General features: G+C 72.9%; 23 protein-coding genes. 14 read left to right on the top strand and 9 right to left on the bottom strand.

The window, feature by feature from the left end:
- Positions 1 to 121: 121 nt before the first annotated feature.
- Positions 122 to 1,420: a hypothetical protein gene (locus tag ABZ342_RS09025; RefSeq protein ID WP_360470505.1), complete on the bottom strand. Its 1,299-nt coding sequence runs from the start codon at positions 1,418 to 1,420 to the stop codon at positions 122 to 124.
- A gap of 130 nt (positions 1,421 to 1,550) precedes the next feature.
- Here ABZ342_RS09025 and ABZ342_RS09020 point away from each other — a divergent pair, with 130 nt between their 5' ends.
- Positions 1,551 to 2,309 (top strand): MerR family transcriptional regulator, encoded by a 759-nt coding sequence (locus ABZ342_RS09020; RefSeq protein ID WP_360470502.1) that lies wholly within the window; start codon positions 1,551 to 1,553, stop codon positions 2,307 to 2,309.
- 71 nt (positions 2,310 to 2,380) lie between these two features.
- Complete coding sequence (gene mshC, locus ABZ342_RS09015; protein WP_360470498.1) at positions 2,381 to 3,619, top strand: cysteine--1-D-myo-inosityl 2-amino-2-deoxy-alpha-D-glucopyranoside ligase; 1,239 nt, start codon at positions 2,381 to 2,383, stop codon at positions 3,617 to 3,619.
- Positions 3,620 to 3,676: 57 nt separating this feature from the next.
- Here the strand turns inward: mshC and ABZ342_RS09010 are convergent, their stop codons facing one another.
- Together ABZ342_RS09010 and ABZ342_RS09005 are read right to left on the bottom strand one after the other, a co-directional pair.
- Positions 3,677 to 5,308, bottom strand: coding sequence for an ABC-F family ATP-binding cassette domain-containing protein (locus ABZ342_RS09010; protein ID WP_360470495.1), 1,632 nt, complete (start codon positions 5,306 to 5,308; stop codon positions 3,677 to 3,679).
- A gap of 156 nt (positions 5,309 to 5,464) precedes the next feature.
- A complete protein-coding gene (locus ABZ342_RS09005) occupies positions 5,465 to 5,941 on the bottom strand; it encodes a MarR family transcriptional regulator (RefSeq protein WP_360470492.1) in 477 nt (158 codons plus the stop codon).
- Between the two features lie 146 nt (positions 5,942 to 6,087).
- Here ABZ342_RS09005 and ABZ342_RS09000 point away from each other — a divergent pair, with 146 nt between their 5' ends.
- The 3 genes from ABZ342_RS09000 to ABZ342_RS08990 are packed head-to-tail and all read left to right on the top strand — an operon-like array spanning position 6,088 to position 8,731.
- A complete protein-coding gene (locus ABZ342_RS09000; RefSeq protein WP_360470490.1) occupies positions 6,088 to 6,675 on the top strand; it encodes a winged helix-turn-helix domain-containing protein in 588 nt (195 codons plus the stop codon).
- Complete coding sequence (locus ABZ342_RS08995; RefSeq protein ID WP_360470487.1) at positions 6,672 to 7,934, top strand: MFS transporter; 1,263 nt, start codon at positions 6,672 to 6,674, stop codon at positions 7,932 to 7,934. The genes ABZ342_RS09000 and ABZ342_RS08995 overlap by 4 nt, the downstream gene beginning before the upstream one ends.
- Positions 7,898 to 8,731: a metallophosphoesterase gene (locus ABZ342_RS08990; RefSeq protein WP_360470484.1), complete on the top strand. Its 834-nt coding sequence runs from the start codon at positions 7,898 to 7,900 to the stop codon at positions 8,729 to 8,731. Before ABZ342_RS08995 ends, ABZ342_RS08990 begins: the two co-directional genes overlap by 37 nt.
- Here the strand turns inward: ABZ342_RS08990 and ABZ342_RS08985 are convergent.
- Positions 8,726 to 9,271 carry a CGNR zinc finger domain-containing protein gene (locus ABZ342_RS08985; RefSeq protein WP_360470481.1) on the bottom strand — a complete coding sequence of 182 codons (546 nt, stop codon included), beginning with the start codon at positions 9,269 to 9,271 and terminating at the stop codon, positions 8,726 to 8,728. The two genes, ABZ342_RS08990 and ABZ342_RS08985, sit on opposite strands and share 6 nt — an antisense overlap.
- A gap of 38 nt (positions 9,272 to 9,309) precedes the next feature.
- Between ABZ342_RS08985 and ABZ342_RS08980 the strand changes: the two genes are divergently transcribed.
- Positions 9,310 to 10,245 (top strand): phosphotriesterase, encoded by a 936-nt coding sequence (locus ABZ342_RS08980; RefSeq protein ID WP_360470478.1) that lies wholly within the window; start codon positions 9,310 to 9,312, stop codon positions 10,243 to 10,245.
- Between the two features lie 19 nt (positions 10,246 to 10,264).
- Here the strand turns inward: ABZ342_RS08980 and ABZ342_RS08975 are convergent, their stop codons facing one another.
- Positions 10,265 to 11,170, bottom strand: coding sequence for a PAC2 family protein (locus ABZ342_RS08975; protein ID WP_155544128.1), 906 nt, complete (start codon positions 11,168 to 11,170; stop codon positions 10,265 to 10,267).
- Positions 11,171 to 11,208: 38 nt separating this feature from the next.
- Here ABZ342_RS08975 and metH point away from each other — a divergent pair, with 38 nt between their 5' ends.
- The 6 genes from metH (at position 11,209) to hisG (ending at position 18,687) form a co-directional block, all read left to right on the top strand.
- A complete protein-coding gene (gene metH, locus ABZ342_RS08970) occupies positions 11,209 to 14,763 on the top strand; it encodes a methionine synthase (RefSeq protein WP_360470475.1) in 3,555 nt (1,184 codons plus the stop codon).
- Between the two features lie 12 nt (positions 14,764 to 14,775).
- Positions 14,776 to 15,438 (top strand): HAD family phosphatase, encoded by a 663-nt coding sequence (locus ABZ342_RS08965; RefSeq protein ID WP_360470472.1) that lies wholly within the window; start codon positions 14,776 to 14,778, stop codon positions 15,436 to 15,438.
- Between the two features lie 59 nt (positions 15,439 to 15,497).
- Positions 15,498 to 16,961: an AlkA N-terminal domain-containing protein gene (locus ABZ342_RS08960; RefSeq protein ID WP_360470469.1), complete on the top strand. Its 1,464-nt coding sequence runs from the start codon at positions 15,498 to 15,500 to the stop codon at positions 16,959 to 16,961.
- Between the two features lie 8 nt (positions 16,962 to 16,969).
- A complete protein-coding gene (locus ABZ342_RS08955) occupies positions 16,970 to 17,476 on the top strand; it encodes a methylated-DNA--[protein]-cysteine S-methyltransferase (RefSeq protein WP_155544124.1) in 507 nt (168 codons plus the stop codon).
- Between the two features lie 66 nt (positions 17,477 to 17,542).
- The gene (locus tag ABZ342_RS08950; protein WP_155544123.1) at positions 17,543 to 17,806 is read left to right on the top strand and encodes a phosphoribosyl-ATP diphosphatase; all 264 of its coding nucleotides are present in this window, start codon (positions 17,543 to 17,545) and stop codon (positions 17,804 to 17,806) included.
- Between the two features lie 35 nt (positions 17,807 to 17,841).
- A complete protein-coding gene (gene hisG, locus ABZ342_RS08945) occupies positions 17,842 to 18,687 on the top strand; it encodes an ATP phosphoribosyltransferase (RefSeq protein ID WP_155544122.1) in 846 nt (281 codons plus the stop codon).
- 42 nt (positions 18,688 to 18,729) lie between these two features.
- Here the strand turns inward: hisG and ABZ342_RS08940 are convergent, their stop codons facing one another.
- The 3 genes from ABZ342_RS08940 to ABZ342_RS08930 form a co-directional block, all read right to left on the bottom strand.
- A complete protein-coding gene (locus tag ABZ342_RS08940) occupies positions 18,730 to 19,665 on the bottom strand; it encodes a ParA family protein (RefSeq protein ID WP_155544121.1) in 936 nt (311 codons plus the stop codon).
- Between the two features lie 64 nt (positions 19,666 to 19,729).
- Positions 19,730 to 20,521 carry a thioesterase family protein gene (locus ABZ342_RS08935; RefSeq protein ID WP_360470465.1) on the bottom strand — a complete coding sequence of 264 codons (792 nt, stop codon included), beginning with the start codon at positions 20,519 to 20,521 and terminating at the stop codon, positions 19,730 to 19,732.
- Complete coding sequence (locus ABZ342_RS08930; RefSeq protein WP_155544119.1) at positions 20,521 to 21,420, bottom strand: RecB family exonuclease; 900 nt, start codon at positions 21,418 to 21,420, stop codon at positions 20,521 to 20,523. The genes ABZ342_RS08935 and ABZ342_RS08930 overlap by 1 nt, the downstream gene beginning before the upstream one ends.
- Before the next feature lie 301 nt (positions 21,421 to 21,721).
- Between ABZ342_RS08930 and ABZ342_RS08925 the strand changes: the two genes are divergently transcribed.
- Both ABZ342_RS08925 and ABZ342_RS08920 read left to right on the top strand, forming a co-directional pair.
- On the top strand, positions 21,722 to 22,873 hold the full coding sequence (locus tag ABZ342_RS08925) for a site-2 protease family protein (protein ID WP_360470462.1): 1,152 nt from the start codon (positions 21,722 to 21,724) through the stop codon (positions 22,871 to 22,873).
- Between the two features lie 62 nt (positions 22,874 to 22,935).
- The gene (locus tag ABZ342_RS08920; protein ID WP_155544117.1) at positions 22,936 to 23,766 is read left to right on the top strand and encodes a tRNA (adenine-N1)-methyltransferase; all 831 of its coding nucleotides are present in this window, start codon (positions 22,936 to 22,938) and stop codon (positions 23,764 to 23,766) included.
- Positions 23,767 to 23,776: 10 nt separating this feature from the next.
- Here ABZ342_RS08920 and ABZ342_RS08915 read toward each other — a convergent pair whose 3' ends face one another.
- Positions 23,777 to 24,226: a hypothetical protein gene (locus ABZ342_RS08915; protein ID WP_360470459.1), complete on the bottom strand. Its 450-nt coding sequence runs from the start codon at positions 24,224 to 24,226 to the stop codon at positions 23,777 to 23,779.
- Positions 24,227 to 24,229: the final 3 nt, after the last annotated feature.

The following is a 24,229-nucleotide window of genomic DNA, read 5'->3' as shown; positions in this document are numbered from 1 at the left end:
CCGGTGACCGGGCGGCCGGCTCGGCTTGCGCGCCGTGGATCAGTGCAGGGGCCCGGTCGGCGCCGGACCTGAGTGCCTCAGTGGTCGGCGACCACCGGCGCACCCGGCGCCGCGGTCCGGCTCAAGCCGCCCGGTCCAGTGACCGGGCCGCCCGCGCGGTGTCCGCGTGCCCGGCCGGCAGGTACGCCTCGTGGTCGGCGAGCACCTCCAGGCCGAGGATCTTCGCCTGCGCGAACGCACCCGAGTCGGCCAGCACCTCGACCGAACGCCGCCGTAAGCGCAAAATCCGGCCCAGCCTAGGAGCCGCCTCGGCTGCGGGCAGCGCGCGGAAGTGCCTCCACAGCGCCGCCGCGTGGTCGGGGAGGTCCGGGGCCGGCTCCAGGACCTCGAACGCCCGGTCCAGGGCCCGCGCCAGCCGCTCCTCCGCGTGCAGCCGGCCCAGTACCGCGCGCTGCGTCAGCCGGTGCATCATCACCACCTCGCCGCCGATGTCGGACTCCGCGAGGGCCGCCTCCGTGAGCCCGTGGAGCGCCGCCTCGACTGCCACCGGGTCCGGCCCCGCTCGATGGAGCAGAGCACGGCGCACGCCCCACGGCGCCAGCACGGCGAGCAACTCCGCGAGCGCCAGCGCCCGGCTGTCGCGCGCCACCACCGCTCGCAGTGCCGCGAGCGTGGTGTCTTCGACGCGGGGTGGGTGGTCCTCGCCCGGGTCGCGCTCCAGCGGCGGCGCGTGCGGCAGCTCGTCCAGGTAGGTCGCGAACGGCTGCCGGCGGATCACCCCGCCCGCCTGGGCCAGCGCGAGCGGCAGGCACCCCAGCTCCCGGGCGACGTCGGCCGCGGCGGCGCCGGCCTCCCGCCCGGATCGCGCCTCCAGGAACCGGACGGCTTCGGCCTCGCCGAACCCGCTGACCGGCACGGTGCCGCCGAGGACGTCGAAGTCCGGCACGGTCGTCGTGACCAGGACCCGGGCGCGGGCGGGCAGCCAGCGGTTGAGCGCGTCCGGGTCGGTCGCGCCGTCGAAGACCACGATCGCGTCGTCGAGGCCGTCGAGCCACGCAAGTCCCGCGCGGGCGGCGGCTTCGGCGTCGGCCGCGCGGCCGAGCGCGGCGTACGCCCGGACGGTGTTCGCCGGATCCTGGGCGGCCACCCAGACGACGGTGCCGCGGACGGCGCGGACGTAGGCGGCGGCGAGGTGGGTCTTGCCGACGCCGCCACCCCCGAGCAGGACGCAGAACCGGCCGCCGGCGAACTTCTCCTCGATCTTGGCCAGCAGCGCGGTGCGGGACACCGCCGACAGCGGCTCGCGGGGGACCGCGCCCAGCACCAGCCGGGGCCGCGCACGTCGCCGCCGCCGAAGCACGAACGCCGTGACCAGCGCGAGCACGGCGACCGCAGCGCCCACCACGACCTCGGCCCTCATCGAGCCAGGCTAACCGCGCTCGCCGCGGTGCGGCGGCTACGGAAGGGTGACGCTTGACCCTCACGCCGCGTGAGGCACCACCGTGATCACCGCAAGGGCCACACCGGCCGGAATGGAGGAGGGGAAACCGATGGGGCATCCCGTGGGCAAGGTCGCCGCACTCGCCGGGATCACCGTCCGGACGCTGCACCACTACGACGAGATCGGCCTGCTCAGCCCGAGCGGGCGGACGAGCTCGGGGTACCGCAGCTACGACGACGACGATCTCGACCGGCTGCAGCGCATCCTGTTCTACCGGGAGCTCGGGTTCCCCCTCGAGACGATCGCGACCCTCGTCGACGACCCCGGTACCGACGCCGGCGCGCACCTGAAGAGGCAGCGGGAGCTGCTGGTCGCGCGGATGGGCGAACTGGGGCGGATGGTCGCGGCCGTCGATCGCGCGATGGAGGCGAGAGCCATGGGCAACGCACTGACGCCCGAGGAGAAGTTCGAAGTGTTCGGCGGGTTCCGCGAGCCGGACGGCTACGCGGAAGAGGCCGCGCGCCGCTGGGGTGACACGCCCGAGTGGCGGGGCGCGACCCCACCGTCCGAGGAGGACCTGGCGGCCGGGGAGGCGGCCCGCCGGGACTGGGTCGGCCGGCTCCGGGCCGTCCTCGACGCGGGCGGCACCCCGGACGGCTCCGAGGCGACGGACCTCGCCGAGGAACACCGGGAGATGCTCGCCAGGGTCATGGGCGAGTGCTCGTACGAGACGCAGCGGCGCATCGGTGAGCTGTACGTGACCGAGCCGGCGCAGCTCGCGTTCCTCGTCCGGGAGGACGAGCAGCGGCCGGGCGTCGGCGAGTTCGTCCGCGACGCCATCGTGGCGAACATCGCACGCCGGCAGTAGCCGCTGCTCCAGGTGGGGGAGGAGTCCCACCGGGCGGGAGGGTGCCGGAGGCAGCGCTTACAGTCGGGGGTATGCAGACTTGGTCATCGGTCGACGTGCCCCGCATCCCCGGCACCCCCCGCCCGCTGCGGCTCCACGACACGGCCACCGGGCAGATCCGCCCGACCGCGCCCGGCGCCACCGCCCGGATGTACGTCTGCGGCATCACGCCCTACGACGCGACGCATCTGGGGCACGCCGCGACGTACCTGGCCTTCGACCTCGTGAACCGCGTGTGGCGGGACAACGGGCACGACGTCCACTACGTGCAGAACGTGACGGACATCGACGAGCCGCTGCTCGAGCGCGCCCAGCGCGACCAGGACGACTGGGTCGTGCTGGGCATGCGCGAGACGGCGCTGTTCCGCGAGGACATGGTGGCCCTGCGGGTACTGCCGCCGAAGCAGTTCGTCGGCGCGGTGGAGAGCATCCCGGAGATCGTCGAGGTCATCGCGAAGCTGCTCGCGAACGGCGCCGCCTACCGGGCGGACGACCCGGAGTTCCCGGACGTCTACTTCGACCACACGGCGACCGGCAGGTTCGGCTACGAATCGAACTACGACGAGCCGACCATGACCAAGTTCTTCGCCGAGCGCGGCGGCGACCCCGACCGCGCCGGCAAGCGTCACCCGCTGGACGCGCTGCTGTGGCGCGTGGCCCGCGAGGGCGAGCCGTCGTGGGAGTCGGAGCTGGGCGCGGGGCGCCCGGGCTGGCACATCGAGTGCAGCGCGATCGCCGTCAACCGCCTCGGCCTCGGGTTCGACCTCCAGGGTGGTGGCTCGGACCTGATCTTCCCGCACCACGAGTACAGCGCGGCGCACGCCGAAGCCGTCGCCAAGGACGGGCCGTTCGCCCGCCACTACGTGCACGCGGGAATGATCGGCCTCGACGGCGAGAAGATGTCGAAGTCGCGCGGGAACCTGGTGTTCGTCTCGCGGCTGCGGGCCGACCAGGTCGACCCGGGCGCGATCCGGCTCGCGCTGTTCGCCGGCCACTACCGCGAGGACCGCGCCTGGACGGCCACCCTCCTGACCGAGGCCGAGGCCCGGCTGGCGCGCTGGCGGGAAGCCGTCGCCCTGCCGGCCGGACCGTCCGCCGAGGACACGATCTCCCGGCTGCGCGACCACCTTTCGGACGACCTCGACACCCCGAAGGCCCTGGCGGCGATCGACGCGTGGGCGAGCGAGGCCCTGCGCCGCGACGGCACGGACGCGACGGCGCCCGGCCTGATCCGCACCGCCGTCGACGCCCTGCTCGGCATCACCCTCTGACGACCCGAGGGCGGAGCTTTCCCGGGAAAGCTCCGCCCTCGGCGGGTGTATAACGGCCTACACGGCGACGGGACGGCCGTCGGCCAACTCCAGGTGGTCGCCCGGCCAGTCCCGGCGCAGCCACCGGTCGTGGGACGCGATGACGACCGCGCCCGGCGCCGACTCCAGGGCCGTGAACAGTTCTTCCGCCAGGGTCAGCGAAATGTGGTTCGTCGGCTCGTCGAGCAGGAGCACGTCCGGCGGTTCCGCGAGCAGGATCGCCAGGGCCAGCCGGCGCCGCTGCCCCACCGAAAGCGCGCCGACCGGCTGCCGGAGATCCCGGGACGCCAGCAGGCCCAGGTGGCTCAGCGGGGGAGCGTCCTCGCCGAGCGCGTCCCGGTACACCCGGGCCGCCGTCCGCTCCGGATCCGGAACGGCGACGTCCTGCTCCAGCAGGCCGACGCGCACACCGTGTCCGAAGTGGACGGCACCGCCCGCCGGGGTGAGCCGCCCCGCCAGCACGGACAGCAGCGTCGACTTCCCGGCCCCGTTCCCGCCGGTGACGAGCAGCCGCGACGCACTCCCGACGTCGAGCCGGGGCAACGTCAGTCGTCCCGGCACCTCCAGTGAGCGCACCGAAATCGCGGGACCGTCGCCGGTCACGTGCCCGGTGAGCTCCGCCCGGAACCGCAGCGGGGCGGGCGGTTTGCGGACCTGGTCGCGTTCCAGGTTCTCCAGCCGTTGCTCGGCGTCGCGCACCCGTCGCGAGATCGTCTTCTGGACGCGGGCGCCCTTGAACTTGTGGATGAACTTGTCGTTGTCGCGGGGTGCGCGACCGTAAGCGACGTTGCGCGCGGTGACGGCGACGGTTTCCCGCAGCTCCTTCAGCTCCTCCTGTTCTTCGGCGAAGCGCTGTTCCCAGCGCGCCCGCTCGGCCTTCTTGTGCCCGAGGTAGTCCGAATAGCTGCCGCCGTACCGGACCGCCCCGCCGGCCTGGCGGTCGGCCGCGGCCGGGTCGAGGTCGACGATGTCGGTGCAGACGGCGTCGAGGAACACCCGATCGTGCGACGACAGCACGACGATCCCGGTCAGCTCGGTGAGGTGGCGTTCGAGGAAGTCCATCGCGGCGTCGTCGAGGTGGTTGGTCGGCTCGTCCAGCAGCAGGGTTTCCGGCCGCCGGACGAGCAGCGCGGCCAGGCCCAGCCGGGACCGCTGCCCGCCGGACAGCGTGCCGAGCCGCCGGTCGGGTTCGACGCCGCCGAGGCCGAGCCCGTCGCAGACGAGCTTCGCGCGGCGGTCGGCGTCCCACAGGTCGTGGGCCTGGGCCCAGTCCAGGACGCGGCCGTACTCGTCGAGCACGCCTTCGTCGTCGGGCCGGTCGGTCATCGCCGCGGTCAGCTCGTCGAGCCGGGCGGCGGCCGCGCGGATCTCGGCGAGCGCGTCGTCGAGGACGTCGGCGAAGGTCGCGTCCAGGGCGAACGGCAGCTCCTGCAGCAGGAACCCGACGTCCGGGCCGCGGCGGACCTCGCCGGAGCGCGGCTCTTCGAGCCCGGCGAGCAGCCGCAGCAGTGTGGACTTGCCGGTGCCGTTCTCGCCGACCAGGCCGAGCCGCTGCCCGGCCGACGCGGTCAGCGTGACGCCGTCGAGGACGACGCGGGTGCCGTAGCCGAAGACGACGTCCTTGGCCTGCAAAGGAAAAAGAGAAGACATGCGCGATCACCGGGCCCGGATGAGAAAGCGGAAATCCCGCCGGGCGTCGTGGCACGCGGGAGCGTCAGGCTCGACCGGGTGCCGCCTCGGAAGCGGGATGGGCACGGGTCAGTTCTTCATAGTGGAGCCAGGTTAACGCAACAACCGTAGAGTTAGTCAACTGGTTATGGCCTGGGTCACATCGGGCAGGTTCCCGGCCGCCTGCTCGGCGGCGGCGGTCCCGTCGGTGAGGAAGCCGACGAGGGCGGTCAGCTGACGCCGGTCCAGGCGCGCCAGCCGCTCGCCGACGAACCGGGCCATCGGCGCGTACAGCTCCGCGAGCTCGGCCATCCGGTCGGGCAGCGGCCGGACGACGAGCCGGCGGCGGTCGGCCGGGTCCGGGGCGCGCTCGGCGAGCCGGTGCTGCGCCATCCGGTCGAGTAGCCGCGTGAACGCGCCCGTGGACATCCCGAGCAGCCGGGCGAGCTCGGTCGGGGAGTCGCTGACCCCGCCGTGGAGCAGGTGCAGGCAGTGCAGCTCGGTCGGGGTGACGGCCATCCGCTCGGCGACCGCGGCGTGGAAGAGCGCGGTCGAGCCCACGAAGCGGGGGAGGGCGAGGGCGGCGGAGGTGGCGAGTTCGCGCTGGTCGGGCAACGTCCATCCAAGGTCGGGTGACGAAGCAGTCACTGCCCTGCGCAGTGGCTGCCCCGCGAACGATAGCCGACCCCCTTGACAAACCCGCAGGCGGGACCAACTATGAAAGAGTACTTTCGAAATGACACTTTCAGATCGGACGACCCATGGCCGAGCTGCCACCGCGCAAGCGGATCGAGGACGTCGAGCTGCTGCGCGCCTTGTCCCACCCGCTGCGCTCGGCGCTGCTGAACCACCTGACCGCCGTCGGCCCGCGCACCGCGAGCGAGTGCGCCGAGGCCGTCGGCTCGAGCGCGTCCAACTGCAGCTGGCACCTGCGGCAGCTCGCGCAGTACGGCCTCGTCGAACGGGCCGACGCCGAGGACGGCCGCGAACGACCGTGGCGCGCCCGCCAGGTCGGGCTCGAGATGGGGGAGCTGGCCGACGACCCGGCGCACCGGGCCGCCCAGCTCGGCATGGTCGGCGCGACCCTGGGCCACGAGCAGGAGCTGACCCAGCGGTACCTGGACTCGCTAGACGGCCTCGACCCCGCGTGGCGGGCCGCGTCCGGGCTGGCGACGTACGCGCTGCGCGTCACGCCCGAGGAGCTGACCCGGCTGACCGCCGCGATCGACGCGCTGGTCCGGCCCTACGTCGGGGCCATCCGGACCGACGCCCCCGCGGACGCGCGCCCGGTGCACGTCGGCCTGCGGGCGTTCCCGCGCATCGAACACTCGGGGAAGGCGGAGGAATGAAGCAATTGCTGGGGGTTCCGGCGTTCGCGCGGCTGTGGGTGGCCGCGTTCTTCGGCGAGACGGCCGAGTGGATGCTGCAGGTGGCGCTGCCGGTGTACGTCTTCCAGCGCACCGGCTCCGCCGCGACGACGGCGCTGAGCATCGTGCTCGGCTTGCTGCCCGCGGTGCTGCTGAGCCCGGTCGCCGGCGTGGTGGCCGATCGCTGGAACCGGCGCGCCGTGCTGTTCGGTGTCTGCTGCGGGCTGGCGGTCGTCGCGCTGCCGCTGCTGTCCGAGCCCGGCGTCGTCGTGGTGTACGCGGTGATGGCCGGTCAAGCGGCCTTGGCGTCGGTGTTCGAACCGGCGCGCAACGCCCTGGTCCCGGAGCTGGTCGGCGTCGAGGAGGTCACCGGGGCGAACGGGCTGATGAGCGTGAACGGCAGCGTCGCGCGGCTGGCCGGCGGCTGGGCGGGCGGCGCGCTGCTCGGCTTCGGCGGGCTCGCCGACGTCGTCACCGGGTACCTGGTGGTGCTGGCGGTGGCGGCGGCGCTGCTGGCCAAGCCGTTCCGCCGGGTGAGCGCGCCGGTGCCGGCCGCCGCGCCCGAGCCGGTGGTGCGGGCCTGGCTCGACGGCCTGCGCGAGATCACGCGCAACCGCCGCCTGTGGCGGACGGGGCTCGCGGTCGTGTTCACGTCCCTGGCGCAGGGCATGTTCCTGGTGCTGTTCGTGGTGTACGTCCTGGACGTGCTGGGCGGCAGCGAAGCCGACGCGGGCCTGCTGCGCGGCGTGCAGGCGATCGGCGGGCTGGCGGCCGGGTTCGCGCTGGCCACGGTGGCGCGGCGGGTGGCGCCGGCGACGCTGCTCGGCTGGGGTTCGATCGCGCTGGGCCTGATTTCCGCGGTGATCTGGAACCTCTACCTGGTGACGACCGCGCTGGGGCTGTACGTGGGGTTGTTCGTCCTGGTCGGCGCACCGGGCGTGGCCGCGGGCGCGGGCGTGCTGTCGGAGATCCAGAGCGCGGTGGCCCCGGAGCGGGCGGGCCGGGTGCTGAGCACGGCGTTCGCCGCGATCGCGACGTTCACGACGGTGGGGGCGCTGCTGGCGGGCACGCTGGTCGCGACGACCGGCCCGGCGCTGCTGCTGGACATCCAGGCCGGCGTCTACGTGCTCGCCGGAGTGCTCATGCTGGCGCGGAAGCGCGGGATTCGCGGAACTTCCCCGTCTTCGATGGTTACGGTGGAGGGGTGCCGCACCTCTTCGCCACCAGCGACCTCCACGTGACCCACGAGGGCAACGGCCCGATCCTCGACGACGTCGTCCCGGAGACCCCCGGTGACTGGCTGCTCGTCGCCGGGGACGTCGCCGAGCGGGCCGAGGCGACCATCGGGACCTTGAAGACCCTGCGCGAGCGGTTCGCGAAGGTCGTCTGGGTGCCGGGCAACCACGAGCTGTGGACCACGAACAACGACGAATGCCAGCTTCGCGGGCAGGCGCGCTACGAGTACCTCGTCGAGCAGTGCCGCGCGATCGACGTGCTCACGCCCGAAGACGAGTTCCCCGTCTGGCGGCACGGCGCGCGTCCCCTGACGATCGCGCCGTTGTTCCTGCTCTACGACTACAGCTGGCGCACCCCCGAGGCCGAGGGCAAGTCCCTGGAGGAGGCCCTGAGCCAGGCCCGGGCCGCCGGCGTGGTCTGCACGGACGAGTACTTCCTGCACCCGGATCCGTACCCGAGCCGGCAGGCGTGGTGCGAGGACCGGCTCAAGATCAGCACCGGACGCCTCGACGCGATCCCCGAGGACCACGGCACGATCCTGATGTCGCACTGGCCGCTGCACCGCCACCCGACGGCGCCGCTGTACTGGCCGGAGTTCGCGCTGTGGTGCGGCACCACGAAGACCGAGGACTGGCACGTCCGCTACCGCGCGGAGATCGCCGTCTACGGCCACCTGCACATCCCGCGCACGACCGAGGCCGACGGCGTCCGGTTCGAAGAGGTGTCGCTCGGCTACCCGCGCGAGTGGCGGAAGCGGGCCCGGGGCGCCGTGCCGATGCGCCGGATCCTGTGGCCGTCATGACTCCGCGCGGCGCCGCTCCCTGAGCGCGCGCACCCGGCCCCGGCTCGCGCAGGCGGGGGAGGGACACCACCGGCGCCGCCCGCCGGGATCGGCGAACACGCCCCGGCAGTCCTGCTCCGGGCACGCGCGCAGGTCGTCGCGCAGCGGTCCGGTGAGCCAGTCGGCCGCCTGGTGGGCCAGCCGCGCGAAGGCATCCGACGCGGTCTGCGGGGCGCTGCGATGCAGGCGGTCGAGTGCGGCCAGGTGGACCGGCTCGGTCGTGAGGAACGTCGTCAGCGGGCGCACCTGGTCGGCTTTCGGTGCCACCCCGTCGACCGCGCCCAGCGCCAGCTCACGCAGGATCTCGCGGAGCCGGTGAGCCTCGCGCAGGTCGGCGTGCGTGACGGGCGTGAGGGGGGTCAGCCCAACCAGGGCCAGCCAGTCGCGCAGTCGCTCCACCGTCGGGATGCGCTCGACCGGCCGCGGGCCGAAGTGCGTCCCGCGGGTGGCGAGCAGGTTCAGCCAGGGTGCGCCCATGTCGAGGCGGAATTCTTCGGACACCTCGTCATCGTAACGGGTGAGGCGTTACACTCGGACCCGTGACTGGGGAACCCAAGGTCCGCACGGTGCTGGGCGACATCGATCCCGCCGAACTGGGCGTGACGAACTCGCACGACCACCTCTTCTTCGCCTCGAAGCTGCTGCCCGGCCAGGAGCTGGACGACCCCGCGGAAGCCGCGCACGAACTGCTCGCCTTCCAGAGCGCCGGCGGCCAGGCACTGGTGCAGTGGACGCCGTACGGCCTCACGCGCCGGACCCGGGAGCTGGCCTGGATGTCGGGCGAGGTCGGGGTGCACGTCGTCGCGGCCACGGGCCTCCACCGCGCCGAGCACTACGCGCCGGTGATCCTGAGCCGCGTCGTCGACGACCTGGTCCGCGTCTTCGTCGCCGACCTGACCGAGGGCACGCAGCCCGCCGACCTGCCGGACGAGCCGCGGACCGGCCCGCGCGCCGGGCTGGTCAAGGTGGCCGGCGCGTTCCACACGATCGACTCGCACGCGCGGCTGACGCTCACCGCCGCGGCGATCGCCCACCAGGAGACCGGCGCGACCATCGCGGTGCACCTCGAACTGGGCACCGCGGCCCTCGAAGTGGCCGAGCTGCTGTGCGAGAAGCTGGATGTGCCGCCCGAACGGGTGATCCTCGGGCACCTCAACCGCAACCCGGACCTGCCGCTGCAGCGCGAGATCGCCGGCACCGGCGTCTTCCTCGGGTTCGACGGCCCGTCCCGGGCCAACCACGCCACCGACGCTCGGCTCTTCGACGGCCTCGAAGCACTGGTCGGGGCCGGGCACGGCGGGCAGATCCTGCTGGGCGGCGACACCACGACCGCGGCGGCCCGCCACCAGCCCGGGGCGTCCTACCTGCTCACGACGCTGGCGCCGCGGCTGACGAAACTGCTCGGCGGCGACGTCGTCACCGCCATGCTGGTGGCGAACCCCGCGCGGGCGTTCGCCACCAGCTGGCTGAAGTAGCGGCTCGGCTCGGAGTGGATCAGCGCAGGCCGAAGCCTTCCTGTCCGCCGCCTCGGCCGCGGCGGCGCAGGTAGCGCTCGAACTCGGCGGCGATCTTGTCGCCGCTGACCTCCTCGGGCTCGACCTCGGTCTGCGCGTCGCCGCGCTCTTCGAGCCCGCGGACGTACTCGCTGATCTCTTCGTCCTCGTCGGCCATCTCGCTGACCGTGCGCTGCCACTCCTCGGACTGCTCGGGCAGTGCGCCCAGCGGGATCTCGACGTCGAGGATGTCCTCCAGCTTGTGCAGCAGCGCCAGCGTCGCCTTCGGGGACGGCGGGTGCGACACGTAGTGCGGCACCGCGGCCCAGATCGACACGGCCGGGATGCCCGCCTGCACGCAGTAGTCCTGCAGGATCCCGACGATGCCGGTGGGACCCTGGTAGTTGTTCATCTCGAGCCCGTAGAGCGACGCGGTGTCCTTGTCGTACGCCGTCCCGGTGACCGGGACCGGGCGCGTGTGCGCGGTGTCGGCGAGCAGCGCGCCGAGGGTCACCACGGTCGCGACGTCCAGCTGCTTGATGTGCTCCAGCAGCTCGGCGCAGAAGGCGCGCCAGCGCATGTTCGGCTCAGGGCCCTGCACGAGGACCACGTCACGGTCGAACCCGTCCGGGCGGCACACCGACAGCGTTGTCGTCGGCCAGTCCACCCGTCGAGTGACGCCGTCCACCATGCGGACGGTCGGGCGGCTGACCTGGAAGTCGTAGTAGTCGTCGGGCTCCAGTTCGGCCAGTGGCGTGGCGTCCCAGTTCAGCTGCAGGTGCTCGACCGCCCGGCTGGCCGCGTCACCTGCGTCGTTCCAGCCTTCGAAGGCGACCACCATCAGCGGCCGGGAGGGTTCGGTGCGGTCGCCGGGCGGCCGCGGGGTCTCGTCGTCGGGCTCACTCACCGGACCAGCCTACGACCACCGGCCTTACCCTGTTCAGCATGTCCGACCGGGTGTCGTCGCCGTTCCTCGAAGCCCTCCGCTCGCGCGTACTGGTGGCCGACGGCGCGATGGGCACCGCCCTGCAGGCCCACGACCTGAGCCTGGACGACTTCGACGGCCTCGAAGGCTGCAACGAGATCCTCAACGTCACCCGGCCGGACGTGGTCCGCTCGGTGCACCGGGGCTACCTGGAGGCGGGCGCGGACGCCGTCGAGACGAACACTTTCGGGGCCAATTTCGCGAACTTCGCCGAGTACGACATCACCTGCCGCATCGCCGAGCTCGCCGAAGCCGGCGCGCGGCTGGCCCGGGAGACCGCCGACGAGTTCGCGACGCCGGACCGCCCGCGCTTCGTCCTCGGCTCGGCCGGCCCCGGCACGAAGCTGCCGACGCTCGGCCACGCGCCGTTCACCACGCTGCGGGACGCCTACCAGGAGGAAGTCCGCGGCCTGCTGGCCGGCGGCGTCGACGCGGTGATCGTCGAGACCACCCAGGACATCCTCCAGACCAAGGCGTCGATCATCGGCGCGAAGCGGGCGATGGCGGCCGAAGGGCGGTTCGTGCCGATCCTCGCTTCGATCACCGTCGAAACGACCGGCACCATGCTGCTCGGCACCGAGGTCGGCGCCGCACTGGCGGCACTGGAGCCGCTCGGCATCGACCTGATCGGGCTCAACTGCGCCACCGGGCCCGCCGAGATGAGCGAGCACCTGCGGCAGCTGGCCAAGCACGCCCGGGTGCCGCTGTCGGTCATGCCGAACGCCGGCCTGCCGGAGCTGGGCCCGGACGGCGCCGCGTACCCGCTCGGCCCGGAAGCGCTGGTCGAAGCCCTGACCGGGTTCGTGCGCGAGTTCGGCGTCGGCCTGGTCGGCGGCTGCTGCGGCACCACCGACGAGCACATCCGGCAGCTCGCCGCCGCGGTGGCGGACACCGCGCCGGTCCCGCGGCGGCCGCGTCCCGAGCCCGGCGTGTCCTCGCTGTACCAGGCGGTGCCGTTCAAGCAGGACGCCAGCGTGCTGATGATCGGCGAACGCACCAACGCCAACGGCTCCAAGGCGTTCCGCACGGCGATGCTCGAAGGCCGCTGGGACGACTGCGTCGAGATCGCCCGCGAACAGACCCGTGACGGCGCCCACCTGCTCGACCTCTGCGTCGACTACGTCGGCCGCGACGGCACCGCCGACATGGCCGAGCTGGCCGGGCGCCTGGCCACGGCGTCGACCCTGCCGATCATGCTGGACTCCACCGAGGTCCCGGTGTTGCGCGCCGGCCTGCAGCGGCTTGGCGGCCGCTGCGCGGTCAACTCCGTCAACTACGAAGACGGCGACGGCCCGGAATCCCGGTTCACCCAGGTCATGGACCTGGTGAGCGAGTACGGCGCGGCCGTCGTCGCCCTCACCATCGACGAAGAGGGCCAGGCGCGGACGGCGGCCAATAAAGCCGACATCGCGTCCCGGCTGATCGCCGACATCACCGGCAAGTGGGGCCTGCGGACGTCCGACGTCATCATCGACGCCCTGACCTTCACCATCGCCACCGGCCAGGAGGAGTCGCGCCGCGACGGCATCGAGACGATCGAGGCCATCCGCGAGATCAAGCGGCGCCACCCCGAGGTCCAGACCACGCTCGGCCTGTCGAACATCTCCTTCGGGCTCAACCCGGCCGCACGGCAGGTGCTGAACTCCGTGTTCCTGCACGAGTGCGTCCAGGCCGGGCTCGACACCGCGATCGTGCACGCGTCGAAGATCCTGCCGATGGCGCGGATCCCGGACGACCGGCGCGCGGTGGCCCTGGACCTCGTCTACGACCGCCGCCGCGAAGGCTACGACCCGCTGCAGGAGCTGATGGCCCTGTTCGAGGGTGTGAGCGCGGCGTCGACCCGAGCTTCCCGCGCGGAGGAGCTGGCCGCGCTGCCGCTGTTCGAGCGCCTGGAACGCCGGATCGTCGACGGCGAGCGCACCGGCCTCGCCGCCGACCTCGACGCGGCCCTGGAGCAGCGGCCCGCGCTGGAGATCATCAACGACACGCTGCTGTCCGGCATGAAGACCGTCGGCGAGCTGTTCGGGTCCGGGCAGATGCAGCTGCCGTTCGTGCTGCAGTCCGCCGAGGTGATGAAGGCGGCCGTCGCGCACCTCGAGCCGCACATGGAGACCGGCGACGACACGGGCAAGGGCCGGATCGTGCTGGCGACCGTCCGCGGCGACGTGCACGACATCGGCAAGAACCTCGTCGACATCATCCTGTCCAACAACGGCTACGAGGTGGTCAACCTCGGCATCAAGCAGCCGATCACGACCATCCTCGATGCGGCGGACGAGCACGGCGCCGACGCGATCGGGATGTCCGGGCTGCTGGTGAAGTCCACGGTGATCATGAAGGAGAACCTCCAGGAGATGAACTCCCGGGGCGTCTTCGCCCGCTGGCCGGTGCTGCTGGGCGGCGCGGCCCTGACCCGGTCCTATGTGGAGAACGACCTTTCGGAGCTCTACTCCGGCGACGTCCGCTACGCGCGGGACGCGTTCGAGGGACTGCGGCTGATGGACGCGATCATGGCGGCCAAGCGCGGGGAGTCACCGCGGGTGGACGCCGACGCGGAGAAGAAGCGGCAGGAGCGCAAGGAACGCCGCGAACGCTCGCTGCGGATCGCCGAAGCGCGCAAAGCCCGCAAGGCCGAGGAGGAAGCCCTCGAAGGGCCGCAGGCCGCGCGGTCGGACGTCGCCACCGACGTCCCGCTGCCGGTGCCGCCGTTCTGGGGCAGCCGCGTGGTCAAGGGAGTTCCGCTGGCCGGCTACGCCGCGATGCTCGACGAGCGCGCGACCTTCATGGGGCAGTGGGGCCTCAAGGGCGCCCGCGGCGGCGCCGGCCCGACGTACGACGAGCTCGTCGAGTCCGAAGGCCGGCCGCGGCTGCGGTACTGGCTCGACCGGCTGACCGCGGACGGCGTCCTGGCCCACGCGGCCGTCGTCTACGGCTACTTCCCGTGCGTCGCCGAGGGCGACGACCTGGTCGTGCTCACCGAACCCGAGGCGGACGCGCCCGAGCGGCTGCGGTTCACCTTCCCGCGTCAGCGCCGCGACCGCCGGCTCTGCCTGGCCGACTTCTACCGCCCGCGCGAGTCCGGCGAGGTGGACGTCGTGCCGTTCACCGTCGTCACCATGGGCCAGCCGATCGCCGACTACGCGAACGAGCTGTTCGCCGCCGACGCCTACCGCGACTACCTCGAGGTGCACGGCCTCGGCGTCCAGCTCACCGAGGCGCTCGCCGAGTACTGGCACTGCCGCATCCGGGGCGAGCTGACCTTCCCCGGCGGTGTGGCGGTCGCCTCAGAGGACCCGGACGACGTCGAGGACTTCTTCAAGCTCGGCTACCGTGGAGCGAGGTTCTCCCTGGGCTACGGCGCCTGTCCCGATCTCGAGGACCGGGCGAAGATCGTCGCGCTCCTCGAGCCGGGCCGCATCGGCGTCAAGCTGTCCGAGGAGTACCAGCTGCACCCCGAGCAGTCGACCGACGCGATCGTCTGCCACCACCCGGAAGCCAAGTACTTCAACACCTGAGGAGACTCCACTGTGGACGGATTGGCCGCCGTGCTCTGGGACATGGACGGCACGCTCGTCGATTCCGAGAAGCTGTGGGACGTCGCGCTCTACGAGACGGCGGAAGCCTTGGGCGGCAAGCTTTCCGAAGAGCAGCGGATGACGCTCGTCGGGTCCAACATGGACGACACGTCGGCGTACCTGCTCGAGGTCGTCGGCCTGCCCGTGAACCCCGAGGCGATCGCCTCGACCGGTGACCAGATCCGCCGGCGCACGGCCGGGCTGTTCGACGACGCGCTGCCGTGGCGCCCGGGCGCCCGCGAGGCGCTGATCGCGGTGCGTGAAGCCGGTTTGCGCTCGGCCCTGGTCACTTCCACCGAGCGGGACCTCACCGAGCTGGCCCTCAACACGATCGGCCGGGACTTCTTCGACGTCACGGTCTGCGGTGACGAGGTCGACGGGCTCAACAAGCCGCACCCGCGCCCGTACCTCAAGGGCGCGGAGCTGCTCGGCGTCGACCCGGCGCGGTGCGTCGCGGTCGAAGACTCGCCGCCGGGCACGGAGTCGGCCGTCGCGGCGGGCTGCACGGTGCTGGTGATCCCCAACGACGTCCCGGTCGAGCCGGGGGAGCGGCGCGTGTTCCGCGACTCGCTCGTGGGCGTCGACGTACCGGCGCTGGCGGCCCTGCTGGGCTGAGCACGGCCGTGTCGCATTCCCGCTAGCCCCGGCGTCGCGGGTCGGCGATGCTGGAGCGCGTGCACGAGGACTTCGAACGGTGCGTGCGGGCCGTGCAGGGGAAGGACGCCCGCTTCGACGGGTGGTTCTACTGCGCGGTCCTGACCACCCGGATCTACTGCCGGCCCAGCTGCCCGGTGGTGCCGCCCAAGCGGCAGAACATGAGCTTCTACCCCAGCGCGGCGGCCGCGCAGCAGGCCGGTTTCCGGGCGTGCAAGCGCTGCCGCCCGGACGCCAGCCCGGGGTCACCGCTGTGGAACGAGCGTGCCGACCTCGTCGCGCGGGCGATGCGGCTGATCGCCGACGGCGTCGTCGACACCGAAGGCGTCGACGGTCTCGCCGCCCGGCTCGGCTACAGCGTCCGGCAGGTCCAGCGCCAGGTGCTCGCCGAGCTGGGCGCCGGCCCGCTCGCCCTGGCCAGGGCCCAGCGCGCGCAGACCGCGCGGACCCTGATCGAGACGACCACGCTGCCGATGACCGAGCTGGCCCTCGCGGCCGGGTTCGGCAGCATCCGGACGTTCAACGACACCGTCCGCGAGGTGTTCGCCCTTTCCCCGACCGAGCTGCGGCAGCGGGCGAAGGGCAAGCGGTCCGCCACGGCGGGCGCGATCGTGCTGCGGCTGCCCTACCGCAAGCCGCTCTGCCCGGACAACCTGTTCGGCCACCTCGTCGCGACCGGCGTACCGGGCGTCGAGGAGTGGCGCGACGGCGCCTACCGGCGGACGCTGCGGCTGCCGCACGGCCACGGCGTCGTCGCCCTGCGCCCCGAGAACGGTCACATCGCCTGCCGGCTGAGCCTGACCGACCTGCGGGACCTGCCGGCCGCCACCAGCCGCTGCCGCCGGTTGCTCGACCTCGACGCCGACCCGACCGCCGTCGACGACCAGCTCGCCACCGATCCGCTCCTCGCGCCGCTGGTCGCGGCCGCGCCGGGGCGCCGCGTCCCGCGCACGGTCGACGGCGCCGAGTTCGCCGTCCGGGCCGTGCTGGGGCAGCAGGTTTCGACGGCGGCGGCGCGCACCCACGCGGCCCGGCTCGTCGTCGCGCACGGCGAGCCGATCGAGGATCCCGAGGGCGGGCTGACCCACCTGTTCCCTTCGCCGGAGGCTCTCGCCTCACTGGACCCCGAGACGCTGGCCATGCCGCGCAGCCGCCGTCGCACGCTGCTCGCGCTGGTCTCGGCGTTGACGGACGGGCTCGATCTCGGCGCGGGCAGCGACTGGGCGTCGACGCGGGCGGCGCTGAGCGCGTTGCCCGGGTTCGGGCCGTGGACGGTCGAGAGCATCGCCATGCGCGCCCTCGGCGACCCGGACGCGTTCCTCCCCACCGACCTCGGCATCAAGTACGCCGCGGAGACCCTCGGCCTGGGCGGCCAGGCGGCCGTCGTCGCCCGCTCCGAGGCGTGGCGGCCCTGGCGCGCCTACGCCACCCAGCACCTGTGGGCCACCGGCGACCACGCGATCAACCGGATGCCCGCCGCTTAGGAGATCCAATGCGTTCCCACACGGTCGTGGACAGCCCGTGCGGCCCGCTGACGCTGGTCGCCGAGGACGACGCCCTCTGCGGGCTGTACATGCACGAGCAGCGCCACCGCCCGGCCGAGCCGACGTTCGGCGACCCCGGCGCGGGCGAGGTCTTCGCCCGCACGGAGACCCAGCTCGGGGAGTACTTCGCCGGGCAGCGCCGCGAGTTCGACCTTCCGCTGGCCTTCCGCGGGACGCCGTTCCAGCGTTCGGTGTGGTCGGCGCTGCTCGAGATCCCGTACGGCGAAACGGCGTCGTACGGTGAGCTGGCCCAGCTGCTCGGCAAGCCGGCGGCCGCGCGGGCGGTCGGCCTGGCCAACGGCAAGAACCCGATCTCGATCATCGTCCCGTGCCACCGGCTGGTCGGCTCGACCGGTTCGCTCACCGGGTACGGCGGCGGCCTCGAACGCAAGCGGTACCTGCTCGACTTCGAACGGTGTCCCACTCCTCGGGAGGAAGCGTCCACTTCGGTGTGAGATCGGCGGCATCCGGACCGGCCCGGGGCAGCGGGGACGGGACCGGGGTGGAAGGATCTGCAGACCGTGAAGACCTTCGATGAGCTGTTCGCGGAGCTTGCCGAGCGCGCGCGTACCCGTCCCGACGGGTCCGGCACCGTCGTCGCCCTCGACGCCGGAGTGCACGCCCAGGGCAAGAAGGTGCTCGAGGAAGCCGGCGAGGTGTGGATCGCCGCCGAGCACGAGTCCGACGAGCGCCTGGCCGAGGAGATTTCCCAGCTGCTGTACCGGCTGCAGGTGCTGATGCTCGGCCGCGGCCTGTCGACCGAGGACGTCTACCGCTACCTGTGACGGGTGGTCCACCGCTGAACGAGGAGAGAAGCGAAATGCTGCGTGTTGCCGTGCCGAACAAGGGAGCCCTCGCCGCCGCGGCGACGGAGATGCTCGGCGAGGCGGGCTACCGGAAGCGGCATGAGCAGCGTGACCTGACGGTGCTCGACACCGTCAACGAGGTCGAGTTCTTCTTCTTGCGCCCCAAGGACATCGCGATCTACGTCGGCTCCGGTGACCTCGACCTCGGCATCACCGGCCGCGACCTCGCGCTCGACTCCGGCGCGCCGGTGGAGGAGGTCCAGGCGCTGGGCTTCGGCGGTTCGACGTTCCGCTACGCCGCGCCGGCGGGCCGGGACTGGAAGCCGGCCGACCTGCACGGCAAGCGGCTCGCGACGTCGTACCCGCGGCTGGTCCGCGAGGACCTGGCCCGTCACGGCGTCGAGGCCGAGGTCATCCGGCTCGACGGCGCGGTCGAGATCTCGATCCAGCTGGGCGTGGCGGACGCGATCGCGGACGTCGTCGAGTCCGGCCGGTCCCTGCGGCAGAACAACCTGGTCGCGTTCGGCGACCCGATCTGCGTGTCGGAAGCCGTGCTGCTGCAGCGCAAGGGCACCGCGGAGAGCAAGGCGAAATCGCAGCTGGCCGCGCGGCTGCGCGGGGTCGTGTTCGCTCAGCAGTACATGATGCTGGACTACGACTGCCCGCGGACGCTGGTCGAGCGGGCCATCGCGATCACGCCGGGCCTGGAGTCGCCGACGGTGGCGCCGTTGGCCGACGACGACTGGGTGGCCGTGCGGGCGATGGTGTCGCGCAAGAAGGTCAACCTGATCATGGACGAGCTGGCCGAGGTCGGCGCCAAGGCGATCCTGGCGTCGGACATCCGCTCCTGCCGTCTCTGAGCGTTCGCGCGGGCGGGGAACCGCTTCCCGCCCGCGCGTAGCTCACCGAGGCCGGTTGGGCTTCTTCGGCAGCAGGTCGTACAGCCCCTTGCGGGCGCCGTTGTCGTTGACGTTGCGGGCCACCGCCACCTCGGAGATGAAGTCCTCGAAGACGAACTCCTCGTCGGCCGGCACGACCGCCGGAGCCTGGTTCTGCTCCAAGTAGCTGTCCAGCGTGGCGGCGATCTCGCGGAACGACACCGCCTGCAACGTCTCCGGGGCGTACGTCGTCACCGGGACGCCGTTCGCGGCCGCTTCGTTCATCACCACGCCCAGCGGCAGGTGCGAGAGCATCGGGATGCCGAACTCGTACATCTCCTGCAGCGCGGCCGCCGCGTAGTGCGAGATCGGGCGCCGGTAGAGGCTCGGCACCAGGCCGAACCACGACAGCGGCTGCCGCCCCACGGTCTGCTCGACGTACCGGACCTGGTCGGCCAGCAGCCGCAGCGCGCGGATGCTCGTCTTGTCCGGCTGGACCGGCACCAGGATCCCGTGCGACGCCGCCAGCGCGTTGTTCGTCAGCACGTCCAGCGCCGGCGGGCAGTCGATGATGCAGTGGTCGTAGTTCGCGAACTGGATGACGCGGGCGAGCTGCCACCCGGGCACGCGGAACGAGTCGAGCCGCCGGATCAGGTCGAACATCCCCGGCGACGTCGGCACGACGTCGAGCGCGCCCCCCTTGCCGAGGTTGCTGCGCGGGTGCGGGACGACGATCTCTTCGATCGGGCCCTTCCACGTCTTGGCCAGCGCTTTCGCCAGGCTCGGCCGGTCGGGGGGCACCTCGGACAACCCGAGCATCTCGGTCGTCGCGTGGCCCTGCGGGTCGAGGTCGACGAGCAGCACCCGCCGGCCCTGTTCGGCCAGTGCGGCCGCGGTGCCGACGCTCAGTGAGGTCTTGCCGACCCCGCCTTTCTGGTTGACCACCGAGGTGATCTGCATGCCGGAGCGCTCCTCAAGTCGGTCGTTCCGCGAAGGTTATTGGATGCGGGCCCGTTGTGGGTGGCTATCCGCCCCCGGCCTGTCGCGGTCGCACCATGAGCGCCTGCGCGCCGGTGGCCACCGGGCCGTCGCCGTCGTGCAGGATGCTCGTCGCCGTGCCGACGCCGTGCTTGCCCACCAGGGTGACCGCGTCGAGGCCGATCCACTCGCCCGCCGGCGGCCGCCGCAGGTGCACGGTCAGCTCGGAGTTGATGAACCACCACTTGCGCGGGTCGAGGTAGTTCGAGACGCCGTTGCCGGAGTCGGCGATGGCGAACAGGCGCTGCAGCCCGCTCGGCTCCTCGCCGTCGACCAGCGGGACGCGCTGGCGGGCCCAGACCGCCGCCGGGCCGGGCACGTCCATGCCGCCGCGGACCGCGCGCCACTCCACCGCGTCGAGGTAGCCGGCCTGCCAGCCTTCGGGCCACGGCGACTCCGTGACGCTGTCGGGCGCGGGCATCAGCGGCCCGGCGTCCGTGGCGATCTCCGAGGTGTCCGACGTCGCGATGCGCCACGCCGAAGCTCGCGCGACCACGCGGTCCGCGGTCGCCAGCTCGGCCTGCAGCAGCTCGACCGACCGGCCGGGCCGCTCGACGCGGGCCCGCACGGCGAGGTCGGTGACCGGGGCCGGGCCGAGGATCTCGACGGTCACCCGCGCGAGCTCCGCCGGGTGCGCGGGTTCGACGTTTTCGAGGGCGCGGACCAGCAACGCCGACGGCGGGCCGAAGTGCTGGGACTCGGCCGACCAGGGACCGGCGGTGTGGGCGGTCGCGGAGAACCGGCCGTCGCCGAGCGGGACGTAGAAGGCGTCGGCCATCAGTCGGCCCGGTCCAGCGGCGTCTCGTCGCCCGCGTCGGGCTCCGGCCAGCCCGGGTAGGCCGGTGGCGTGCCGCCGTACTCGGGGCAGTGCGCCTGGTGGTCGCACCAGTTGCACAGCTTGCTCTTGTTCGCCCGGAAGTCGCCGGTCTTGCCCGCCTTGAGGATGGCCTGCCAGATGGCTTCGAGGGTGCGCTCGAAGCGGAGCAGCTCGGCTTCGTCCGGGGTGTAGGCGAGCGACTGGCCGTCGGTGAGGTACATCAGCTTCAGCTGGCGCGGCACGATCCCGCGCAGCCGCCACAGCACCACGGCGTAGAACTTCATCTGGAACATCGCCTTGGCCTCGCCGATTTCCCGCGGCGCGGCACCGGTCTTGTAGTCGACGACCCGGATCTCGCCGGTCGGCGCGACGTCGACGCGGTCGATGTAGCCGCGCAGCAGCACGCCGGAGCCGAGCTCGATCTCGACGTGCAGCTCGCACGCCTCCGGCTCGAGCCGCCGCGGGTCCTCCAGCTCGAAGTAGGCGTCCAGGAGCTTTTCCGCCGACCGCAACCAGTCCGCGTGGTCGTCGGGCTTCTCGCCGTCGAACAGCTCGGTCCACTCCGGACGGTCCTCGGACAGCTGCGTCCACGCCGGGCCCAGCAGCTCCCGCGCCTGTGCCGGAACGCGCTCGGCGGCCGGCAGCGCGAACAGCCGCTCCAGCACCGAGTGGACGAGCGTGCCGCGCAGCTGGGCCTTGGTCGGGACCTCCGGCAGCCGGTCGACCGCGCGGAACCGGTAGAGCAGCGGGCACTGCTTGAAGTCGCTGGCCCTCGACGGCGACAACGCGGGCCGCCGCCGCACCTGCGTGGCGACGGCGGAGGCCGGGGGTTCCGTGGTGACGGTGTCGGGGTCGGGCATGGGCAGAGCGTAACGCCGGGGTACGACAGTTCCGGCGACCGCAACGCCCACACCCCCACACCGGCCGACACGCGCACGCCGACGGACGACACGCGTACCCCGATGGCCGACACGCGTACGCCGACGGACGACACGACCCCGGAGCCGTGTCGTCCATCCAGGTACGCGTGTCGTCCATCCAGGTACGCGTGTCGTCCGCCCAGGCACGTGTGTCGGCCGGCCGGGTACGTGGGTGTCCGTGTGCGACACCACCGGACCCGGATCACCCGGTACCCACACCGGGGGCTCTAGGCTCTCCCGCATGGCCGCGACCAGTGAGCAGGGCACCGGGGGCACCCGGCAGGCCGTCCGCTCGGACGGCGGGCTCCTGCTGTTCCGGGTCGCCGGCGTGCCCGTGCTGCTGGCGCCGTCCTGGTGGATCGGCTCGCTGGTCGTCGTCGTGCTGTACGCGCCGCTGGTCGGACGGCTGCTCCCGGACGCCTCGACGCTGACGTCGTGGGTGCTCGCGGGCGCGTTCGCGCTGTTGCTGGGCCTGTCGGTGCTGGCGCACGAGCTAGGCCACTGCCTGGCCGCGCTGCGGCTGGGGATCCCGGTGCGGCGGCTGCGCCTCTTCCTCCTCGGCGGCCTGTCCGAAGTGGCCCGGACGCCGAAGCGGCCCGTCCACGAGGGCCTGGTCGCTGCGGCGGGCCCGGCGGTGTCGTTGCTGCTGGGCGGGTTCTGCGGCCTGCTGATGTTCGCCGTCCCGCCCGACGGCGCGGTCTGGATGCTGGTGGCCGAGTGCGCCGTGGCGAACCTCGCCGTCGGCGTGTTCAACCTGCTGCCCGGCCTGCCCCTGGACGGCGGCCGGCTGGTCCGCGCGGGCGTCTGGGCGGCGACGGGGATCCGCGCGAAGGGCACGCGCGCCGCGGTCGCCGGCGGCGGGATCGTCGCCGCGGGGCTGCTCGTGTGGGCGCTGTGGGGCCTGGCGACCGGCAGCCCGGACCGCTGGCTGCGCCTCGGCGTCTGCGTCGTCACGGCGTGGTTCGTGATCCTCGGCGCGCGGTCGGAGCTGGCCGCCGAGACGCGTCGCACCTGGCCGGAAGGTCTGGACCTCGGCGAGCTGGTGCGGCCGGTGCTGCAGCTGCCCGCCGAAAGCCCGGTGTCGGACGCGCTGGCCGCGTCGGCCGGGCGGGGCGTGGTGCTGGTCCGCGCCGACGGCGTCGCCGCCGGCCTGCTCGACACGGGCGCGGCGGAACGCCTCGCGAGCACGTCGCCGCACGCGCCGGCGGAGCTCGCGGCCGAGCCGATCCGGGCCGAGACCGTCCTGCTGGCCTCGGAGCCGGGGGAGGACGTCGTCGAACGCGTCCGCGAAACCGCCGCGTGGCAGTTCCTGGTGGTCGACGACGAAGGCCGCCCGGCTGGCGTGCTGCGCCGGGACGACCTGCGCGCCGCGCTGAACCGCCGTACCCGCTGACCCACCGGCCCGGGCGGCCTGCGAAGATCTGGTGTCGGCCATTCGGGGTACTGGAGGAAGTGTTGTCGGTCAGCGGACCGTTTCGCGCGGGTGATCGGGTGCAGTTGACCGACTCGAAGGGGCGGCACTACACCTTGACGCTGGCCGACGGCGGGGAGTACCACACCCACCGCGGCGGGCTCGCCCACGACGACCTCATCGGCCGTCCCGAGGGCTCGGTGGTGACGTCCGCGGGCGGGTCGACGTACCTCGCGCTGCGCCCGCTGCTGCCGGACTACGTGCTCTCGATGCCCCGCGGCGCGCAGGTGATCTACCCGAAGGACGCCGCGCAGATCGTGATGTGGGGCGACATCTTCCCGGGCGCCCGCGTGCTCGAAGCCGGCGCCGGCTCCGGCGCGCTGACCTGCTCGCTGCTGCGCGCGGTGGGTCCGGCCGGGAGCGTCCACTCGTACGAGATCCGGGACGACCACGCCGTGCACGCCGAGCACAACGTCGTGAAGTTCTTCGGCGAGAAGCCGGAAAACTGGTCACTGACGGTGGCGGACCTGGCGTCGCACGAGGGCGAGGTCGACCGGGTCGTGCTCGACATGCTCGCCCCGTGGGACCAGCTGCCGAACGTGGCCGCCCACCTGGTGCCGGGCGGCGTGCTGACCGTCTACGTCGCGACCGTGACGCAGCTCTCACGCGTCACGGAGTCGCTTCGCGAGCAGCAGTGCTGGACCGAGCCCGAATCGTGGGAAACGCTGATGCGGCCGTGGCACGTGGTGGGCCTGGCGGTGCGCCCGGACCACCGGATGGTCGCGCACACGGCGTTCCTGCTCACGGCCCGCCGGCTCGCGGACGGGACCGTGTCCCCGCGCGTGTCGCGCCGGCCCGCCAAGGGCAAGGGCTGACGCACCCGGGCTAACCCGGAACGCACCACCGGCCGGACTCCTTGTGCAGCGGGAAGGGCGTGTCCTTCGTCCCGCCCGCCGCCTCGACGTGCACCTTCGCCGTCGCGGACTCGCCGCGGACCTCCGGCGGCTCCTTCAGGGTCGCCGTCACCGGGCCGGCCGCGTCCCACGTCCGCTGCAGCTGCGCCAGGGCCTCCACGCTCTGCGGGCGGCACGTCAGCTTGCCGAACGCCGCCGAGTCGTGGGCCCTGATCGCGTCGACGATCGCACGGGCCAGCACGTTCACCGCGGCCGTGTCGACCGCGCTCGGCGCCGCCGAAGCCGAAGTCCGGGCCGGCGGCGGCGAGGCGCTCGACGGCGTGGGCGCGGTACCGGACGGCGCGACGAGCAGCAGTCCCAGCACCACGCCCGCACCGGCCACGCCGAGCAGCACGAGCCCGGCGGCGAGCACCCGGTTCACCGA

The organism is Amycolatopsis sp. NPDC005961, from assembly GCF_040629235.1.
GTDB lineage: Bacteria > Actinomycetota > Actinomycetes > Mycobacteriales > Pseudonocardiaceae > Amycolatopsis > Amycolatopsis camponoti.
This window is presented reverse-complemented; position numbering and strand designations above follow the sequence as displayed.

What these genes read in the sequence shown, in the direction of transcription:
- ABZ342_RS09025 (WP_360470505.1), bottom strand. Translation starts at nt 1,420, where the DNA reads ATGAGGGCCGAGGTCGTGGTGGGCGCTGCGGTCGCCGTGCTCGCGCTG.
- metH (WP_360470475.1), top strand. Translation starts at nt 11,209, where the DNA reads ATGTCCGACCGGGTGTCGTCGCCGTTCCTCGAAGCCCTCCGCTCGCGC.
- ABZ342_RS09010 (WP_360470495.1), bottom strand. Translation starts at nt 5,308, where the DNA reads ATGTCTTCTCTTTTTCCTTTGCAGGCCAAGGACGTCGTCTTCGGCTAC.
- ABZ342_RS09000 (WP_360470490.1), top strand. Translation starts at nt 6,088, where the DNA reads ATGGCCGAGCTGCCACCGCGCAAGCGGATCGAGGACGTCGAGCTGCTG.
- ABZ342_RS08930 (WP_155544119.1), bottom strand. Translation starts at nt 21,420, where the DNA reads ATGCCCGACCCCGACACCGTCACCACGGAACCCCCGGCCTCCGCCGTC.
- ABZ342_RS08955 (WP_155544124.1), top strand. Translation starts at nt 16,970, where the DNA reads ATGCGTTCCCACACGGTCGTGGACAGCCCGTGCGGCCCGCTGACGCTG.
- ABZ342_RS08940 (WP_155544121.1), bottom strand. Translation starts at nt 19,665, where the DNA reads ATGCAGATCACCTCGGTGGTCAACCAGAAAGGCGGGGTCGGCAAGACC.
- mshC (WP_360470498.1), top strand. Translation starts at nt 2,381, where the DNA reads ATGCAGACTTGGTCATCGGTCGACGTGCCCCGCATCCCCGGCACCCCC.
- ABZ342_RS09020 (WP_360470502.1), top strand. Translation starts at nt 1,551, where the DNA reads ATGGGGCATCCCGTGGGCAAGGTCGCCGCACTCGCCGGGATCACCGTC.
- ABZ342_RS08995 (WP_360470487.1), top strand. Translation starts at nt 6,672, where the DNA reads ATGAAGCAATTGCTGGGGGTTCCGGCGTTCGCGCGGCTGTGGGTGGCC.
- ABZ342_RS08935 (WP_360470465.1), bottom strand. Translation starts at nt 20,521, where the DNA reads ATGGCCGACGCCTTCTACGTCCCGCTCGGCGACGGCCGGTTCTCCGCG.
- hisG (WP_155544122.1), top strand. Translation starts at nt 17,842, where the DNA reads ATGCTGCGTGTTGCCGTGCCGAACAAGGGAGCCCTCGCCGCCGCGGCG.
- ABZ342_RS08925 (WP_360470462.1), top strand. Translation starts at nt 21,722, where the DNA reads ATGGCCGCGACCAGTGAGCAGGGCACCGGGGGCACCCGGCAGGCCGTC.